This window comes from Curtobacterium sp. 1544 (assembly GCF_040544915.1).
Classification (GTDB): Bacteria; Actinomycetota; Actinomycetes; order Actinomycetales; family Microbacteriaceae; genus Curtobacterium; species Curtobacterium pusillum_C.
This window is the reverse complement of the sequence record NZ_JBEPKX010000028.1, coordinates 1-16,978: the sequence shown is the minus strand read 5'-3', so window position 1 is coordinate 16,978 and position 16,978 is coordinate 1. Positions and strand designations below refer to the sequence as shown.

Sequence of the window (16,978 nt, the reverse complement as noted above, 5' to 3'; positions counted from 1 at the left end):
CGGCTATCGTGACCGGCATGACCGCACACCGTGTGACCGCACCCGAGCCCCCGGCCGACGGCGCCGTGCCGAAGGGGCCGGCGTCGTACTTCCCGAGCATCGAGAAGACGTACGGCCGCCCGGTCCAGGACTGGCTCGACATCGTCGCGGACCGCCTGGACGACCACAAGCACATGGAGGTCGTCGCCTGGCTCAAGGACGAGCACGGTCTGGGCCACGGGCACGCGAACGCGGTGGTCGCCTACGTGCGGAACGCGCTCGCGGGCTGAGCTGTCGCCGAGATGGTTGACATGGTTGTCGTTCGTGCGACAGGATTGGTTGACACGGTTGACGCTGTGCACCCGATCAGCAGGAGGCTCACGATGGCGACGACAGCACGAGCACACGCTGCAACCGGGCGGCCGACCGACCGGGTCGAAGCGCTCCTGACGGCGCTCCGGAGCCGACTGGTGCTCGACCGGGTCGACGGGGCGCTCGACTCCGGCGCCGACATCGAGGTGCTCGCCGACCGGATGGTGGCGGCGCTGCCGTCCGGCAAGCACGAGGCCGATGCACTGCTCGGCCCGTTCTACGACACCCCGACCCTGGCCGCCTGGCGCGGGGTGACGCGGCAGGCGCTCAGCAAGGCGACGGCGAAGCGGGACCTCATCGGCCTGAAGATCGGCGACGGCAGTCTGGTGTTCCCCTCGTTCCAGTTCGGCGTGACCGGGACGCCGCTGCCGAACCTGCGGCAGGTGCTCGCGCTCATCGACCCGGACCGGATCGACCCGTGGGGCAGCGCACTCTGGCTGAACACCCCGGCCGACGCGTTCGGCGGCACCACTGCTGCCGAGGCGCTCCGCGACGGTCGTGACGAGCAGGTGCTCGCCGCGGCCCGCCGAGCTGCGCACGCCTGGGCTGCGGACGCGTGACGCCCCGCCGGAACGAGGTCGCCCAGCGCCCGCCGCGCGACGACCTCGACCTCGCCGCGTTCCCGAGCGAGGAGTCCCGGGGCACGACCTTCTACCGGGCGAAACGGCACGACCGCGGTGCGTGGTGGTTCGCGAGCACCGAGCCCGACGCCGACGGGATCGACGGCGGCCGGTTCGACCTCGCCCCGCCGCGGGGCACCTGCTACTGGGCGGACTCCGTCGAGGTCGCCGTGCGGGAGCGTCTGGCGCACCACGTCCTGGACACGAACACCGTCTTCGCCGCCCGTGCGCGGGAGATGGTCGTGGTGGCCGCCCGAGCGTCGCGCGGCCGGGCGTTCGCCGACGTGACCCACCCCGGTGCCGTCCGGTTCGGCGTCGGTGCCGAGCTGCAGACGATGGGCGACTACCGCGTGCCACAGGCCTGGGCGAGGGCGTTCGACGCCGCCGGGTTCGCCGGGGTCCGGTACAGCACCCGGTTCACCAGTGCGGCGCCGGCGAACGCGTGGGCGGTGTTCGGCACGGCCGGCGTCCCGAAGCGGCCACGACCCGAGCGTGTGCACCGCGACGGTGTGACCGCCTGCCGCGAAGCGGGCATCCGGGTGCTCGACGACGGGTCGGATGCCGGTCCCGAACGGTTCACCTTCGCGGAACCACCCGGGTCCTGACGCGCTTGTCGGTGGTCGTGCCTAGCGTGACGACGTGGCCGAACCCGTCGACGCGTGGTGGCGCCGCCGACAGTGGTCGCGCGGTGTCCCGGTGCCGTACGCCGTGGGGGAGTTCCGCGCCGAGTGGGCCTCGTACCCGGTGCTCGTCCGGCAGTACCACCCGGACTGGAACCACGGCCTCGTCCTGAGCCAGGTGCCGCCCGCGGCCGAGGTCCTGCTGACGTGGGAGTGCGACGTCGGGCACGTGTTCGTCGCGACGCCGGCCGAGCAGCGCTCCCGCCCGGGTCGTGAACGTCGGCGGTCGGTCTGGTGCCCCGAGTGCGCCGTCCAGGCCCAGCCGCAGCGGTGGCCGGTCCTGCCGTCGGACTGGCCGGCCGCGGTGCCCGTGCCGCAGCGGGTCGTGCGGGTGACCGGTCGACAGACCCTGCCCGCCGCACCGGTACGGGGGACCCCGGCGGGTGCGGTCGCCTCCGCACGGTCCCGTCCGCACCGCCCCGAGCCCGGTGCGCCCCCTCGACCCCGACCCGCAGCGGTCCCGCGGTCGATCTGCCCGAAGACCCCGCGGCTGCCCTCCGGGGAGTCGTTCACGAGCATGTGCGCCCCGGCGACGGCCTCCGCGGTCGAGGCCGAGCTCCGTGCCGCGCTCGCGGAACGGTTCGCCTTCACGTTCGACCACTCGGCGATCCGGCTCGACCGGCCGTTCTTCGACCACGTCGAGGTCTGGCCGGACATCATCCTGCCGGAGCTCCGGGTGGCGATCGAGTACGACTCGACCGGGCGCCACGGCCTCGAGCACGTCGGCCCCCGGCAGGAGACGGATCGCCGGAAGGACCGTGCGGTGCGGGGCGTCGGGTGGGAGGTCGTGCGCATCCGCACCGGTCGGCTGCAGGCCCTGGGCCCCCACGACCTCGAGGTCTCCGGCATCTCCGGCCGTACCGTCGCCCGCCTGGCGGACACGCTGCGGGAGATCCGCGGCGCGCTGTTCGTCGACGCCTACGCCCGGTGACCTCGCGTCCGCCGGTCCGAGTCTCGGGCTCAGCGACAGTCCTCGCGGTCCGGGGCGCGAGGACTGTCGCCCAGTGCGAGACTCGCCGCCGCGCCGGCCCGCCCGCCCGATCAGCCGCGGAGCGCCAGCGCCTCGCTCGTCCACCGGGCGTGCAGCTCCCACGGGTCGCTGACCCCGGCGGCCACGGTCCCGACGTGCTCCAGCAGCTCCGGCGTCACCCGGAACCACTCCGTGCCCGGGTACCGCGTCGCGGCGAACTGCGCGTGCCGCCGGCGCTCGAGGGTCCGGTCGCCTCGCTCGAACCCGAGCAGGTCCTGGTGCGGGATCGCCGCAAGCCGCTGCCGCGGGTTCGTCGTCGTCCCGATCTTGATCCGGTCGCCGAAGTCGTCGCGCATCCGCAGGTAGTAGACGACGTCGACGCGTGGGGGAGCGAGGTCCCCGTCGGGCACGTCGCCCCACCGCCACTCGCACGTCGCGCACACGGTGCCGGACGGGAAGCGCACCCCGATCCGTGAGCCGCACACCGGGCACGGTCCGGGCAGGGCGTCCTCGACGCCGGGGTGCTCGGTGGCGGCGTCGACGACGAGCGCGATGTGCCCCGCGCACAGCGGCACCGCGAACCCGCGGACCGCACCGGCGTCGCAACCGGGCGCGCAGCACGAGAGGGCGACCATGCCGGGAACGCTAGCCCGACCCACCGACGCGCGCCGCGCCTCCAGGCTGGAGCGCTACTCGGTGAAGATGACCCCGATCGGTTCGCGCTTCTCCTCCTGGAACCGGTCTTCGGCGCGGCCGAGCGCCCAGTAGGCGGACAGGGACATCTCGGACTTCTCGAGCCCCCAGTCGTCCTGCAGCAGCCGACGGATCGCCTTCATCGCGGTCCGCTCGCCGTGCGCGAAGACCTGCACCGGCCGGGAGGCACGCTCCAGCGAGCGGGCGGCGTCCAGCAGGAGCGTGCCCGGCTCGGCGCCGGTGGCGTCGCGGTGCAGCCACCGCAGGTCGACACCGGCCGGGTGCGCGATGGCCTGCTCGTCGGCGGGACCCGCCACCTCGACCAGGGCGACGCCCGTGGCGGACTCGGGCATGGACTCGAGCGCGGCGGAGATCGCGGGCAGGGCGCTGTCGTCGCCGAGCAGGACGTGGGTGACCGCCGGGTCGCTGGACGGCGCGTAGCCGCCACCGGGGCCGGAGAGGGCGAGCAGGTCGCCGGGCTGCGCGGCAGCGGCCCACGGACCGGCGAGTCCGTCGTCGCCGTGCACCACGAAGTCGACGGCGATGGTCTTCGCGTCGTGGTCGACGGCGCGGACCGTGTAGGTGCGTCGGGCGGGGCGGTCCTGCTTCGGCAGGGTCTCGCGGAGTTCCTCGAGGTCGTACGGCGGCGTCAGGCCGAGCGACGGCTTCGCGAGCAGCAGCTTGACGTACTTGTCCGTGGCGTCGAGGCGCTCGGGGTCGGCGGCGGCGACGAAGTCGTCGAAGGCCGGGCCGCCGAGGTGCACCCGGACCATGTGCGGTGAGAGTCGTTCGGTGTGGTCGACGACGAAGACGTGCTGGGGGCGCTTGGGCTTGGAACTCACGGGTCCAGGTTCCTCTTTCCGGCTTGGCGTTGGGTTCTTGCGAGGCGTTCGTGCTTGACGTTCTTGTAACTAAGGTTAGCCTTACCTCATGGACACGACCGTCATCCCGTTCTCCGAGCTGCTGCGCAAGCGCACGCGTCGCTCGCACGGATCCTCGGCCGGGAACGGCTTCATGCACGACCTGCTCGGCGGCGGGTGCGACGTCGCCGACTACGCCGCGTTGCTCGGACAGTACTCGTTCGTGTACGACGCCCTGGAGCGCGCTGCCGACCGGATGGCCGACCACCCCGTCGCCGCCCCGTTCGTGACCTCGCAGCTCACCCGGATGCCGGCGATCCGCGCCGACCTCGAGTACCTCGTCGGCCCGGACTGGTCGGAGCTCGTGTGCCCGCTCCCGGCGACGACGGCGTACGTCCGACGCCTCAACGAGGTCGCGGCCGCCTGGCCCGGCGGCTTCGTCGCGCACCACTACACGCGGTACCTCGGCGACCTGTCCGGTGGGCAGATGATCGGCCGGATGCTCGCCGAGCAGTTCGGCTTCGAGACGAACGGGATCCTGTTCTACATCTTCGACCAGGTGGCCGACCCGAGCGCGTTCAAGGACACCTACCGGGCGCAGCTCGACGCAGCGCCGTGGTCGCCCGAGGAGCAGGAGCGCGTGATCGCCGAGGTCGAACTCGCGTACTCGCTGAACAACGGCCTGCTCGAGGGGCTCGACGCCACCCGTCGGCCGGGCGACTCGGCCACCGGGAACGTGACGGTGATCGCGTGACCGACCCCCTCGACGACGATGCCCGCCGAGCGATCCTGCGGCACATGAACGGCGACCACGGGACGGACAACCTCGTCATCGTGCGGGCGAACGGTGCGGCCACGGCGGTCGCGGCGACCATGACCGAGATCGACGCGATCGCCGGAGTGTGGATCGCAACGCTCGACGACGGCGCCGAGGAGCAGGTCATCGTGCCGTGGAGCACCCCGCTCACCGATCGGCGGTCGGCCCGCGTGCAGATCGTCGAGCTGCACTCCGCTGCCCAGGCCCGGCTGACCGAGCCGAGCTGACCCCAGACCCGCCGGGATCGCGGAGCGCGTCGCAACAGCAGGGGTGCTCCCGCCACGCATCGCGATCCCGGCGTTCCCGCGCGCTGCGCGCGCCGCGTCGCGCTTCGCAGTGTGCGAGGTTCCGCGCACCGTGGCACCGCAGGCGCCTCGCACAGTGCCCGGAACCTCGCACACTGCGTACCCCGCGGGGCGCCACCGGCCTGGAGGCACGGGTCGGCGCCGCCACGCGCCTCCAGGCCGGGGGTGGTCCTGACCACGGCGCTTCGTGCGCAGAAGCGGTCGTATGCCGTCCGCCCGGCTCCTTGGGTCCGCGGCGTGGCCCGCAGCCCGCGCCCCGCGCCGCGCTCAGTGCCGCATGCGGCGCGCCAACTTCTGGATCGGGCCGGTCTTCGGGGCGCGCTCCGCGGGGTCGACGACCTCCTGCTGGTAGAACTCCGCGAGGTCCGTCATCAGTGCCCGCCGCTCGGCCCGGACGTACGCCCGACGCTCCCGGGTGAACGCGACCACCGTCGACCAGCACATCAGGACCATCACGATGCTGAAGGGGAGCGCGGTCGTGATCGCTGCGGTCTTCAGGGCGTTCAGGCCCCCGGCGAGCAGGAGCGCCACCGCGACGAGAGCCGTGACCCCCGCGAAGAACACCCGGATCCAGTTCTTCGGCTCGATCTGCCCGCCGGTCGCGATCATGCCCATCACGAGGGCGCCGGAGTCAGCAGAGGTCACGAAGAACACCCCGATGAGGATGATCGCCCCGATGACGAGCACCGATCCGGCCGGCATCGCGCCGAGCAGCTGGAACAGGACCTGCTCGACGGACACGCTGCCGTCCGCCCCGACGAGGTCGCCCGTGCCGTGCAGCTGGTCGTAGAGCGCCGTGCCGCCCATGATGGCGAACCAGAGGAAGGTCAGGAGCGTCGGGACGAAGAGCACGCCGAGCACGAACTGCCGGACGGTCCGACCGCGGGAGATCCGCGCGATGAAGATGCCGACGAACGGCGCCCAGGACATCCACCAGCCCCAGTAGAACGTCGTCCACGCGCCCTGCCAGTCCTGCCCGGCCTTGCCAGCGAAGGCGCTGGTGTCGAACGCGAGCCCGACGAAGCCCTGGACGTACTGCCCGATCGACTGCACGAACTCGCCGAGCAGGAACTGCGTCGGCCCGACGAACAGGACGAAGACGAGCAGGACGGCGGCGAGCCCGAGGTTGATGTTCGACAGGATCTTCATGCCCTTGCCGACCCCGCTCAGCAGCGACCCGATGGCGATGAGCGTGACGACGACGATCAGCCCGATCTGCAGCCCGCGGGTGTTGTCAGCGACCCCCGTGTACTCGAGGCCGGAGCCGATCTGCAGGACCCCGAGGCCGAGCGACGTCGCGACGCCGAACAGGGTCCCGATGAGGGCGAGCACGTCGATGAGGTTGCCCCACCCACCCACGACGCGCTTGCCGAGCAGCGGTTCGAGCGCCCAGCGGATCGACACCGGGCGCGACCGCCGGTGGATCGCGTACGCCAGGGCCAGCCCGACCACGACGTAGATCGCCCACGCGTGCAGTCCCCAGTGCAGGAACGTCTGCGTGAGCGCCTGCTGCGCGAGGGCGTCGTCGTCGCCGGTCACCCCTGGCCGCGGTGAAGCGAAGTGGCTGAGCGGTTCGGCGACGCCGTAGAACACGAGCCCGATGCCCATGCCGGCGGCGAACAGCAGCGAGAGCCACGAGAGGGTCGAGAACTCGGGCTTCTCGTCGTCCTGGCCGAGCACGATGTCGCCGAAGCGACTGAACCCGATCCAGATCGTGAAGACGACGAACGCGGCGGCGGCGATCACGTAGTACCAGCCGAAGTCCCGCACGATCCAACCCTGCACGGCGGCGAACGCGTCCTCCGTCGCGCGTGGTGCGATCAGCGCGACGGCGACGAACGCCAGGACGATCCCGGCCGCCGGCCAGAACACCCAGCGCTCCACGGGCGGCTTGACCGGGACGGGGCGCGTCTCGACGTCGTTCTGCGCGCGCCCCGTGTCGGGGTCTCGGTCGGCTGGTCCAGCTGGTTCGACTGTCTCGCTCATGCGGCCCCTCCACCCGGTCCCTCCGCGCACGGCGGCGGAGCATCACTGGCCGGATTCTACGAACGCACCCCGAATTCCGTCCGGATGCGATGCGAACCGGGGCGGGTCCGCGGCCGTCGAGTGAGCAGGAATCGTCGGGTCCGTGATCGGCAGGCGACGATTCCCGCTCACTCGACGAAGCACCCGACGAACCACCCGACGAAGCACTCGACGACTCCGGCGCACCGGTCCGTCCGGACGGTTGTCGTCAGGCGCCGCGGCGGGCCGATACGCTGCTGGGATACCGGGAGGGCACTCCCGGCAGACCCGGAAAGGACCACATGACGGCGATCGATGGATCGACGCGCCACGGGCGCGCTCGGGACGACGTCAGCGGAGCGGTCGACAGCGACCTGCGCTCGGACGTGCGGTACCTCGGCAACCTGCTCGGGCGGGTGCTGCGGGAGACCGGCGGCGAGGACCTCCTGCACGATGTGGAGAGCCTGCGTGCCGCGGTCATCGACGCGTTCGAGGGCGGCGAGGCCGAGGGTGCAGCACGTGCCGAGGCGATCGTCGCCGGCATGTCGGCCGACCGGGCCGAGGCCGTCGCGCAGGCGTTCACGACCTACTTCCACCTGACGAACCTGGCGGAGGAGCACCACCGCGTCCGCGTGCTCCGGCACCGCGGCGACGACGGCGGTCTGGCAGGGGACTCGTTCCCGGCGACCTACGCCTCGCTCGTCGAGCAGGTCGGTGACGACGAAGCCGCCGCACGACTCCGCGACCTCCGCTTCCACCCCGTCCTGACCGCGCACCCGACCGAGGCCCGCCGCCGCGCGGTCACCACGGCGGTGCGCCGGATCACCGACCTCATCGACGAGCGCGACCGGACCACGAACGCCACCGCGCTGGCCGAGAACGAGCGCCGGCTGCTCGAGGAGATCACGACGCTCCTCCGCACCTCGCCCCTCCGCACGACCCGGCCGACCCCGCTCGACGAGGTCCGCACGGCGATGAGCGTGTTCGACCAGACGCTGTTCGAGATCGTGCCGCAGGTGTACCGCCTGCTCGACGACCGGCTGCTCGGCGACGACGCCGGCCGCGCCCCCGTGACCGCTCCGGCGTTCGTCCGCTTCGGCACGTGGATCGGCGGCGACCGCGACGGCAACCCGCACGTGACCGCCGACGTCACCCGCCAGGCCGCCGAGATCGCCGCGGAGCACATCCTCCTCGGGCTGTCGCGCGCCGCGACCCGCATCGGCAGCACGCTGACGCTGGACGCGAGCGAGACCCCCGCCGATGCCGGTCTGACCGCGCTCGTCGCCGCGCAGGAGTCCCTCGACGCCGGCATCGCCGAGCGCATCGGTGTCCGTGCCCCGAACGAGACCCACCGCCGCGCACTGATGTTCGTCGCCGCCCGGATCGACGCGACCCGGACCGGTCAGGAGCACCTGGCCTACCCCGGGCCCGAGGCCCTGCTGGCGGACCTCCGCACGATCCAGACGTCGCTCGTCGCGGCCGGCGCGACCCGTCCGGCGAACGGCGAGCTGCAGAACCTGGTCTGGCAGGTGGAGACCTTCGGGTTCCACCTCGCCGAGCTCGAGGTCCGGCAGCACTCGCAGGTCCACCGGAACGCCCTCGCGGAGATCCGTGCCGGCGGCGAACTCAGCGAGATGACGCAGGAGGTCCTCGAGGTCTTCCGCACCATCGCGTCGCTGCAGTCCCGCTACGGGGTGCGCGCCGCCAGCCGCTACATCGTCTCGTTCACCCAGTCGGCGGCGGACCTCGCGAACGTGCACGAGCTCGCCGTCGCGGCGCTCGGTTCGCCCGAGGCCGCTCCGGTGCTCGACGTCATCCCCCTGTTCGAGACCTTCGCCGACCTGCACGCCAGCGTCGACATCCTCGACGAGGCCGTGCGCACCGAGACGTTCCAGCGCCGCCTCGCCGCGACGGGCCGCAAGCTCGAGGTCATGCTCGGCTACTCGGACTCGTCGAAGGACGTCGGCCCGGTGTCGGCGAACCTCGCGCTCTACGACGCCCAGGCCCGCATCGCCGACTGGGCGAAGACCAACGACGTCGAGCTGACACTGTTCCACGGCCGCGGCGGTTCGCTCGGCCGCGGTGGCGGACCCGCGAACGAGGCGGTGCTCGCGCAGCCCCGTGGCTCGATCGACGGGCGGCTCAAGCTCACCGAGCAGGGCGAGGTCATCTTCGCCCAGTACGGCGACAAGGACATCGCGGCGCGGCACCTCGAGCAGATGGCCTCGGCCACCCTGTTCGCCTCGTCGCCCTCGAACGAGGACCGCACCGCCGTCGCCGCCACCCGGTTCGCCGAGCTCGCACAGCAGCTCGACGACGTGTCGCGTCAGGCCTTCTACGACCTCGTGAGGGCAGACGGGTTCGCGCCGTGGTTCGCGCGCGTGACCCCGATGGAGGAGATCGGTCTCCTGCCGCTCGGGTCCCGTCCGGCCCGCCGCGGGCTGAGCGTCGAGTCCCTCGAGGACCTCCGGGCGATCCCGTGGGTGTTCTCCTGGACACAGGCCCGCATCAACCTCGCCGGGTGGTACGGCCTCGGTGCCGCGCTCGAGGCCGTCGGCGATGTCGGACTCCTCCGCACCGCGTACGCCGAGTGGCCGCTGTTCGGCGCGATGATCAAGAACGTCGAGATGTCGCTCGCGAAGACCGACGAGCACATCGCCCGTCGCTACCTCGAACTCGCCGACCGCGACGACCTCGCCGCCAAGGTCCTCGACGAGATGCTGCGCACCCGCGACTGGGTGCTCCGGGTCTCCGGCGGCAGCGACGTCCTCGAGGACCGCCCGGTCCTCGCCCGCGCCGTCCGCCTCCGCAGCCCGTACGTCGACGCCCTGTCGCACCTGCAGCTGCGCGCGCTCCGCGCGATCCGCTCCACGGGCAGCACCGACCCGGAGGACGGCGACCACCGTCTGCTCCTGCTGACCGTGAACGGGATCGCCGCCGGTCTGCAGAACACGGGTTGAGAAGGACTGGAGGCGCGGTGCGGGCCCGCACCGCGCCTCCAGTCGGTCTGTGACCTGACCACCGCCCCTACCGCACCCGCCCTTGTCGAATCGATTCGGGTGCGCGTAGCGTGGCCCCGTGACGACGGAGCGCATGCGGACCCGAGTGACGTCGGGCGTGCTGCCGCCGATCGTCCCGCTCGCGCTCATCGTGGGCGTCTCGCCCTTCGCGACCGACATGTACATCCCGGCGCTGCCGGCGATCGCACGCGACCTCGGGACCACGCCGGGTGCGGTCCAGCTCTCGCTGACCGCCTTCCTCGTCGCCTTCGCGGTCGGGCAGCTCCTCGCCGGGCCGGTCAGCGACGGCATCGGACGGCGACCCCTGATGCTCGTCGGGACGGCGGTGTTCGCCCTCGCGTCGGTCGGGTGCGCGCTGGCACCGGACGTCGGGACGCTCGTCGTGGCGCGGGTGTTCCAGGGCCTGGCGGGCGCCGCGGGTGCCGTGGCCGGCCGCGCGATGGTCTCCGACGTCACCGGTGGGCCGCGGATGGCGAAGGTGTTCGGCACGCTCGCGGCGATCAACGCCATCGGTCCGGTCGTCGCACCGCTGGCCGGGGGAGCGGTGCTCACGATCGGGACGTGGCGGCTGATGTTCGTCGTGCTCGCGGTGCTCGGCGCGGTGTTCTTCGTCGCCGTCGTCGTCCGGTTCCACGAGACGCTGCCGCACGAGTCCCGTGGTGGTGTCGGCTTCGGCGCGAACTGGCGGCGCATCCGCGAGCTCATGGGGATCCCGCGGTTCCGGGCGTACGTGCTCACCGGGGTGCTCTCGACGATCGGGTTCTTCGCGTACATCGCGACGAGCTCGTTCGTGTTCCAGACCGAGTTCGGGTTCTCGGAGGGGATGTACACGCTCGTCTTCGCGACGAACGCCTCGATGATGATCGTCACGACGCTGGTCTTCCGCCGTGTCGTCGGTCGGTTCTCCGAGGATGCGTTGCTGTCGTTCGGGCTCGCGGTCGGGACGGTCGGAGCTGCTGGAGTCCTGGTGAGCGCACTCCTCGGGCTCGGCGCCGTCCCGGTGTGGTGCTCGCTCGCCGTCGTCACGGCGGCGTGGGGCTTCGTCCTGCCGGCGGCGATGACGCGGACCCAGCACGTCGGCGCCGCGCACCCGGGGACGGCCGCCGCGCTGCAGGGCGGGCTGACCTTCGGGCTCGGCGGGCTCGGGACACCGCTCGCCGGCGCCCTGGGCGGCACCGCGCTCGCGATGGGCTCCGTGATGGCGACGCTCATGGCGGCCGCCGTCGTCGTGCAGCTCGTCGCCACCCGGCGGGGGCGGACCGTCTCGTGATCGTGACCCGGTAGGTTGCATGGTGCACGCCGCACCGACCTGAGGAGGCACCGACATGGACATCGTCGTACACGAGGCAGACACCGACGTCGCGGTGCTGGAGTGCAGCGGCCGGCTCAACATGGTGTCGGCCCCGACCTTCCGCGAGACGGTGGCGCAGGTCGTCACCGGAGGGCGGCCCAAGGTCGTCGTCGAACTCTCCACCGTCGAGTTCATGGACTCCTCCGGTCTCGGGGCGCTCGTCGGCTGCCTGAAGACCGCGCGTCAGGCCGGCGGGGACCTCCGCATCGCCGCACCGTCCGACCAGGTCGAGATGGTGCTCAAGCTGTCCAACATGGACAAGATCCTCCGCACGTACCCGGACGGGGACGCCGCGGTCAGCGACTGGGGATGAGCGCCACGGTGGGCGGGCACAGCCTCGACCTGGCGTGTCCGCCGGACGACGTGACGGCCGTGCACACGTTCCTCGCGTCGGTGTGGGACGCCGAGCCGACGGTGGCGTCGGAGGACCGGATGGCGCTCGAGCTGGCGCTGGTCGAACTCACCTCCAACGTCATCGAGCACGGCGCGGGCGGGAACGGCGTCTCCTGCTCCCTCCGCCTCGACGTCGGAGCGGACGCCGTCGAGGCGGACCTCACCGACGACGGGGTCCCGGTGCCGATCGACCCGTCCGACGCCCGACTGCCCGACGCCCTCGCCGAGAGTGGTCGGGGACTGGCCCTCGTCCAGATGGTCGTCGACGACCTGCGGTACGAACGGGTCGCCGACCGCAACCGCTGGACCGTACGCCGCAGCCTGACCCGGGGCTGATCCCGTTCATCCGGATCGCGCAGCGCCTGAGCCGTAACCCGCAAGGCAGCCCGTCCCGGTGCCGGACTTCCGCGCCGCCGTGTCACGATCCAGGACGATGACAGTCGAACCCGACCCCAGGATCAGCTTCGAGACGTCCGGTGACGACCTCGCGGCAGCGATCCAGATGTACGAAGACGCCTACGACGGCGCGGGGTTCCGTGCTGCGCAGACCGAGCGCCCCTTCAGCTACCGGTTCCGCGTGGTCGGCGACGACACGATGTCCTTCCGGTCGACCCGGTTCGACGCCCGGATGGAGGGGGAGCTCGAGGCGCGTGACGAGTACGTCGTGATGTGGCTCGCCGACGGGGGTGGACTCGTCGACATCGGCCGGCAGGAGGTCGCCTTCGGGCCGGGAACGCCGATGATGTTCCCGACCGGACGGCCGTTCGCGTTCGACCTGCAGGACGTCCGGCAGAGCCTCGTGCAGTTCGAGCGGACCTACCTCGAGGGCATCGCGGCCGAGGAGCACGGCACCCGACCCGCGCCCCTGGTGTTCGACCACACGCAGACCCCGCGGAAGGAGGACCTGCGCGGCTGGAACGCCCAGGTGCAGCGTGCTGCGTCGACGGTGCTCGGCAACGCGCCGGTGTCGCCGATCGTCCTCGCCGAGACCGCGCGGGACACCGCGCTCGCCCTGCTCCGCACCTTCCCGCACACCGTGCTGGCACCGGACGTCACCCTGCCCCAGGGCGCGACGGGCCGGGTCCGCGAAGCGGTGGAGTACATGCACGCCTTCGCGCACACCCCGATCTCCACCACGGACGTCGCCGAGCACGTCGGGCTGAGCGTCCGCGGGCTGCAGCAGGCCTTCCAACGGCAGGTCGGGACGGCACCGAACACGATGCTGCGGGGCATCCGGCTCGACCGGGTCCGCGACGAACTCCGGCGGGCCTCGCCCGGCGAGGTCACGGTCGCCGCGGTGGCGGTGCGCTGGGGCTTCGCGCACCTCGGGCGGTTCTCGGGCGCCTACGCGAGCCGCTTCGGGGAGTACCCGCGCGACACGCTGCACGGCTGAGCCCCGGTACGTCGTCGTTCGGCGGCACTCCTCGCTACGATCTGGACCGTGCGCAGACCTCGACCGTGGGTGATCGTCCCCGGGATCTGGAACTCCGACCCGGACCACTGGCAGTCGCGGTGGCAGGCCGAACGAGCCGCGGTCGACCCCGCCGGCGTCGTGCGTCTCGAGCCGGCGTCCTGGGGTGAGCCGGACCCGGCCGACTGGTCCGCCGCGATCACCCGTGCCGTCCGGTCGTTCGACGAACCGCCCGTGCTCGTCGCCCACAGCCTGGGTGTCCTGGCCGTCGCCGACTGGTCGGGGGAGCCGGACCGCCCGTCGGTCGCCGGCGCGTTCCTCGTGGCGCCGCCGGACCCCGCCGCGCCGGGCTTCCCGGCCGAGGCCTCGGGCTTCGCGGAGCCGCTCGCACGGTCCTCGGTCCCGACCGCGCTGGTCGTCAGCGACGACGACCCGTACTGCTCGGTCGAGCGTGCTCTCGGGTTCGCCGACACCCTCGGTGCGCGGGCGATCAGGATCGGCCCCCGCGGGCACGTGAACGTCGCGAGCGGGGTCGGTGCCTGGGCCGACGGACGGTCCCTGCTGGACGACTTCGAGCACTCGCTCTGACACCGCCGGGCGGCCCGGCCGACACGCCGTTCACGTTCGACGCGATATGGCAGGGCCTCCGGCGACACACCGCGGATGTCCACGGATTCGTGCGTCGCGATATTTATGCTGCGACCATGGAAACGCAGTCCGGTGCACGCACCCCCCTCGTCGACCCCTTCGGTCGCGAGCTCGAGGAGTGGCTCCGTGACGCCCCGGCGACGCGCGCCCCGTACCTGGCGGACCTCGTGGTCCCGCCGGTCACCGGCCCCGTGCAGCGACCGGACGCAGCGTCGGACGCCGCAGTCGAGCCCGCCGGCACCGTCCCCGCGCCGGAGGTGGACGCCGCCCAGCCGGTGCCCTCGGCCGCGACGGACGACTCCGCCTTCCGCCGGCCCCGCGACCGCGCCCGGCACGCTGCTGCCTGCGCCCCGTCGTTCCCCGAACCCCCGGAGCGCCTCGCCCTCCGCATCGAGGACCTCGCCGTCGAGGTGTCCGCGTCGAGCGGTCGCACCACGATCGAGCGCATCGTGATCCTCGAGGACGAGGTCCGTCGCCGCGACGAGGACCTCGCACGCCTCGCCGCGTGGGAGGCCACCGTCGCCGAGCAGACGGACCCCGAGGTGGAGGCTGCCCGGGCCTTCGCCCACACCGTCTTCGCCGACCTGCTCGCCGACGCGGCGCTCGAGTCCGACCGTCGCGACCGTGCCGCCACCCGCCGTGCCGCCACCGGCACGGTCCCGGTGCAGCGCGTCGTGCCGGCTGCTCCTGCGACGGCAGCGCCCGCCCTCGTCGAGGCGACCGACGTCGTCGACGCGATCGACGCCCCGGAGCCGACCACCTCGGCACGTGACGAGGTCGCTCGTCCGGTGCTGTCCCTCCCGGTCGTCTCCCCGGTGTCGGCGAACACGCGACCGACCCCGCTCATCCAGCCCGCGACCGGCCCCACGGTCATCGACCGTGCCGCGTTCGCCGCCGCGCTCACCGCGCACGTCGGCACGACCGCGAGCACCCCGGTGGTCCTGCCGGAGGCCGTGCAGCCGACGACGGCCACCGACACGGTGACGGCCGAGGCGGCGGACGCCGAGCACCGCACCGGCGAGGTCGACGAGGCGAGCCAGCCCGGCTGGTGGGCACGACTCGTCGCCCGCATCCTGCACGCGTTCGGTCGTCGCTGATCCACAGGCGGCCTCGGTCGCACGGTCCGCTCGGTAGACTGACGGGATGCCGACGCTCCGCGAACTCCAGGCCGTGATCGAAGACCTGTGGCCCGCCGCAGGAGCCGAGTCGTGGGACGCCGTCGGTCTCGTCGCCGGTGACCCCGACCAGACGATCGAACACGTGCACCTCGCCGTCGACGCCGTCCCCGCGACCGCGCACGAAGCCGTCGAGGCCGGTGCCGACCTGCTCCTGACGCACCACCCGCTCCTGCTCCGCGGCGTGACGACGATCGCTGAGTCGACCTACAAGGGCCGCGTGCTCGCGACGCTCGTCCGGGGCGGCACCGCACTCGTCGCGGCGCACACGAACGCCGACGTCGTCACCACCGGGACGTCGGCCGTGCTCGCGGACCGCCTCGGCCTGACCGACCAGCGTCCGCTCGAGCCCAGCGCCGACCCGTCGACGGGCATCGGCCGGGTCGGGACCCTCGCCGAGCCCACCACCCTCGGCACCCTGGCCCGTGCGCTCGTCGACCTGCTGCCCGGCACCGCCACGGGCGTCCGGGTCTCGGGCGACTTCGACCAGCCGATCCGCACGGTGGCACTCTGCGCCGGCGCCGGCGACGCGTACCTGCGGAACCCCGCCGTGCTCGACGCCGACGTCTACGTCACGAGCGACCTCCGGCACCACCCGGCGTCCGAGTTCCGCGAGCAGGCGTTGCTCGGTGGGGGCCCGGCCCTCATCGACACGTCGCACTGGGCCACCGAGTGGCTCTGGCTCGACATCGCCGCCGAGCAGCTGCGCGCCGCCGCCGGGGTCCGCGTCACCGTGAGCGACCTCCGTACCGACCCGTGGGACTTCGCCGTCCTGCCGGCCGCCGAACCCACCACCCACACTGAAGGAGCCTGACCATGAAGGCAGCACCCGAGGACCAGGTCATCCTCCTCGACGTCCAGCGACTCGACAACGACGTCACCCGGATCGCCCACCGGATCACGTCGCTCCAGAAGGGCGACCGACTGACCGAGCTGAGCACCACCGCGGCTGGGCTGCGTGCCTCCCTCGCCGCGGCGACCGGCGAGGTCGAGGACGCCGAGCGGGAGCTCGCCCGCCTCGAGTCCGACACGGCGACGGCGCAGGCCCGGGTCGAGCGCGACACCACCATGCTCCAGAACGTGTCGAGCGCGAAGGACGCCGCCGGGCTCCAGAGCGAGCTCGACTCGCTCCAGCGGCGGATCGGCGACCTCGAGACGGCCGAGCTCGAGGTCATGGAGACCCTCGACGGCTTCCGCGCCCGCGTCGGTGACATCGAGGCGCAGCTCGCCGACGTCGAGGCCTCGCGTGCCGGACTCGCCGCCGAGCGCGACGCTGAGATCGCACGGCTCGAGACCGACCGTGCCTCGGCCGTGCAGAGCCGTGCGGACGTCGCCGCGAAGGTGCCCGCCGAGCTCCTGGCGCTCTACGACCGGCAGCGGGCGCGCTACGGCTTCGGTGCGTCGCTGCTCCAGGGCGGGGTGTCGACCGCCTCGGGCGTGACCCTCACCAACTCGGACCTGCAGACGATCCGCCGGGCCGCGCCCGACGACGTCGTGCTCTGCCCCGACAGCGACGCGATCCTGGTGCGGACGGCGGAGTCCGGGCTCTAGACGCGACCCGCGGACGGGCGGGGGGGGGGGGGGGGGCCGGGGGCCGCCCCCCCCCCCCCCGGCCCGCGCGGGGGGGGGGGGGGGGCCCCCCCCGGGGGGGCGGGGCCGCGGGGGGGGGGGCGCGCGGGG

At 72.9% G+C, this 16,978-nt stretch carries 18 protein-coding genes; 15 read left to right on the top strand and 3 right to left on the bottom strand.

What is annotated here, in order from left to right; translation table 11 throughout:
- Positions 1 to 17: 17 nt before the first annotated feature.
- From ABIC61_RS14610 to ABIC61_RS14595, 4 genes are all read left to right on the top strand, one after another.
- Positions 18 to 269, top strand: a complete 252-nt coding sequence (locus ABIC61_RS14610) for a DUF4287 domain-containing protein (RefSeq protein WP_144750181.1) — start codon at positions 18 to 20, stop codon at positions 267 to 269.
- Positions 270 to 362: 93 nt separating this feature from the next.
- The gene (locus tag ABIC61_RS14605; RefSeq protein WP_354030502.1) at positions 363 to 911 is read left to right on the top strand and encodes a hypothetical protein; all 549 of its coding nucleotides are present in this window, start codon (positions 363 to 365) and stop codon (positions 909 to 911) included.
- Positions 908 to 1,576, top strand: coding sequence for an RES family NAD+ phosphorylase (locus ABIC61_RS14600; protein WP_354030501.1), 669 nt, complete (start codon positions 908 to 910; stop codon positions 1,574 to 1,576). The genes ABIC61_RS14605 and ABIC61_RS14600 overlap by 4 nt, the downstream gene beginning before the upstream one ends.
- A 34-nt stretch (positions 1,577 to 1,610) precedes the next feature.
- Positions 1,611 to 2,582, top strand: coding sequence for a putative endonuclease domain-containing protein (locus ABIC61_RS14595; protein ID WP_354030500.1), 972 nt, complete (start codon positions 1,611 to 1,613; stop codon positions 2,580 to 2,582).
- A gap of 110 nt (positions 2,583 to 2,692) precedes the next feature.
- Here ABIC61_RS14595 and ABIC61_RS14590 read toward each other — a convergent pair whose 3' ends face one another.
- Positions 2,693 to 3,256 (bottom strand): GIY-YIG nuclease family protein, encoded by a 564-nt coding sequence (locus ABIC61_RS14590; RefSeq protein ID WP_354030499.1) that lies wholly within the window; start codon positions 3,254 to 3,256, stop codon positions 2,693 to 2,695.
- Between the two features lie 54 nt (positions 3,257 to 3,310).
- The gene (locus ABIC61_RS14585) at positions 3,311 to 4,156 is read right to left on the bottom strand and encodes a siderophore-interacting protein (protein WP_354030498.1); all 846 of its coding nucleotides are present in this window, start codon (positions 4,154 to 4,156) and stop codon (positions 3,311 to 3,313) included.
- An 88-nt stretch (positions 4,157 to 4,244) separates the two neighbouring features.
- On the opposite strand from ABIC61_RS14585, the gene ABIC61_RS14580 reads away from it, so the two are divergent.
- Both ABIC61_RS14580 and ABIC61_RS14575 read left to right on the top strand, forming a co-directional pair.
- Positions 4,245 to 4,928, top strand: coding sequence for a biliverdin-producing heme oxygenase (locus ABIC61_RS14580; RefSeq protein ID WP_354030497.1), 684 nt, complete (start codon positions 4,245 to 4,247; stop codon positions 4,926 to 4,928).
- Positions 4,925 to 5,218 carry a DUF2470 domain-containing protein gene (locus ABIC61_RS14575; protein WP_354030496.1) on the top strand — a complete coding sequence of 98 codons (294 nt, stop codon included), beginning with the start codon at positions 4,925 to 4,927 and terminating at the stop codon, positions 5,216 to 5,218. The genes ABIC61_RS14580 and ABIC61_RS14575 overlap by 4 nt, the downstream gene beginning before the upstream one ends.
- Positions 5,219 to 5,563: 345 nt before the next feature.
- Here ABIC61_RS14575 and ABIC61_RS14570 read toward each other — a convergent pair whose 3' ends face one another.
- The gene (locus ABIC61_RS14570; protein WP_354030495.1) at positions 5,564 to 7,282 is read right to left on the bottom strand and encodes a BCCT family transporter; all 1,719 of its coding nucleotides are present in this window, start codon (positions 7,280 to 7,282) and stop codon (positions 5,564 to 5,566) included.
- Positions 7,283 to 7,602: 320 nt separating this feature from the next.
- On the opposite strand from ABIC61_RS14570, the gene ABIC61_RS14565 reads away from it, so the two are divergent.
- The 9 genes from ABIC61_RS14565 (at position 7,603) to ABIC61_RS14525 (ending at position 16,849) form a co-directional block, all read left to right on the top strand.
- Positions 7,603 to 10,260: a phosphoenolpyruvate carboxylase gene (locus tag ABIC61_RS14565; protein ID WP_354030494.1), complete on the top strand. Its 2,658-nt coding sequence runs from the start codon at positions 7,603 to 7,605 to the stop codon at positions 10,258 to 10,260.
- Between the two features lie 118 nt (positions 10,261 to 10,378).
- Positions 10,379 to 11,590 carry a multidrug effflux MFS transporter gene (locus ABIC61_RS14560; RefSeq protein WP_354030493.1) on the top strand — a complete coding sequence of 404 codons (1,212 nt, stop codon included), beginning with the start codon at positions 10,379 to 10,381 and terminating at the stop codon, positions 11,588 to 11,590.
- Positions 11,591 to 11,645: 55 nt separating this feature from the next.
- On the top strand, positions 11,646 to 11,984 hold the full coding sequence (locus ABIC61_RS14555) for an STAS domain-containing protein (RefSeq protein ID WP_097179319.1): 339 nt from the start codon (positions 11,646 to 11,648) through the stop codon (positions 11,982 to 11,984).
- A complete protein-coding gene (locus ABIC61_RS14550; RefSeq protein WP_144750163.1) occupies positions 11,981 to 12,400 on the top strand; it encodes an ATP-binding protein in 420 nt (139 codons plus the stop codon). Before ABIC61_RS14555 ends, ABIC61_RS14550 begins: the two co-directional genes overlap by 4 nt.
- A gap of 97 nt (positions 12,401 to 12,497) precedes the next feature.
- Positions 12,498 to 13,457, top strand: a complete 960-nt coding sequence (locus ABIC61_RS14545) for an AraC family transcriptional regulator (protein ID WP_354030492.1) — start codon at positions 12,498 to 12,500, stop codon at positions 13,455 to 13,457.
- A gap of 48 nt (positions 13,458 to 13,505) precedes the next feature.
- Positions 13,506 to 14,063, top strand: a complete 558-nt coding sequence (locus ABIC61_RS14540; RefSeq protein ID WP_354030491.1) for an RBBP9/YdeN family alpha/beta hydrolase — start codon at positions 13,506 to 13,508, stop codon at positions 14,061 to 14,063.
- A 116-nt stretch (positions 14,064 to 14,179) separates the two neighbouring features.
- Positions 14,180 to 15,220 carry a hypothetical protein gene (locus ABIC61_RS14535; protein ID WP_354030490.1) on the top strand — a complete coding sequence of 347 codons (1,041 nt, stop codon included), beginning with the start codon at positions 14,180 to 14,182 and terminating at the stop codon, positions 15,218 to 15,220.
- A gap of 46 nt (positions 15,221 to 15,266) precedes the next feature.
- Complete coding sequence (locus ABIC61_RS14530; protein ID WP_354030489.1) at positions 15,267 to 16,112, top strand: Nif3-like dinuclear metal center hexameric protein; 846 nt, start codon at positions 15,267 to 15,269, stop codon at positions 16,110 to 16,112.
- 2 nt (positions 16,113 to 16,114) lie between these two features.
- A complete protein-coding gene (locus tag ABIC61_RS14525; RefSeq protein ID WP_354030488.1) occupies positions 16,115 to 16,849 on the top strand; it encodes a zinc ribbon domain-containing protein in 735 nt (244 codons plus the stop codon).
- The last annotated feature ends 129 nt before the right edge of the window (positions 16,850 to 16,978 follow it).

Bases quoted from the DNA above. Each gene is read 5' to 3' on its own strand.
- ABIC61_RS14610 (WP_144750181.1), top strand. From the start codon at position 18: ATGACCGCACACCGTGTGACCGCACCCGAGCCCCCGGCCGACGGCGCC.
- ABIC61_RS14570 (WP_354030495.1), bottom strand. From the start codon at position 7,282: ATGAGCGAGACAGTCGAACCAGCTGGACCAGCCGACCGAGACCCCGAC.
- ABIC61_RS14535 (WP_354030490.1), top strand. From the start codon at position 14,180: ATGGAAACGCAGTCCGGTGCACGCACCCCCCTCGTCGACCCCTTCGGT.
- ABIC61_RS14555 (WP_097179319.1), top strand. From the start codon at position 11,646: ATGGACATCGTCGTACACGAGGCAGACACCGACGTCGCGGTGCTGGAG.
- ABIC61_RS14550 (WP_144750163.1), top strand. From the start codon at position 11,981: ATGAGCGCCACGGTGGGCGGGCACAGCCTCGACCTGGCGTGTCCGCCG.
- ABIC61_RS14525 (WP_354030488.1), top strand. From the start codon at position 16,115: ATGAAGGCAGCACCCGAGGACCAGGTCATCCTCCTCGACGTCCAGCGA.
- ABIC61_RS14605 (WP_354030502.1), top strand. From the start codon at position 363: ATGGCGACGACAGCACGAGCACACGCTGCAACCGGGCGGCCGACCGAC.
- ABIC61_RS14565 (WP_354030494.1), top strand. From the start codon at position 7,603: ATGACGGCGATCGATGGATCGACGCGCCACGGGCGCGCTCGGGACGAC.
- ABIC61_RS14530 (WP_354030489.1), top strand. From the start codon at position 15,267: ATGCCGACGCTCCGCGAACTCCAGGCCGTGATCGAAGACCTGTGGCCC.
- ABIC61_RS14545 (WP_354030492.1), top strand. From the start codon at position 12,498: ATGACAGTCGAACCCGACCCCAGGATCAGCTTCGAGACGTCCGGTGAC.
- ABIC61_RS14590 (WP_354030499.1), bottom strand. From the start codon at position 3,256: ATGGTCGCCCTCTCGTGCTGCGCGCCCGGTTGCGACGCCGGTGCGGTC.
- ABIC61_RS14580 (WP_354030497.1), top strand. From the start codon at position 4,245: ATGGACACGACCGTCATCCCGTTCTCCGAGCTGCTGCGCAAGCGCACG.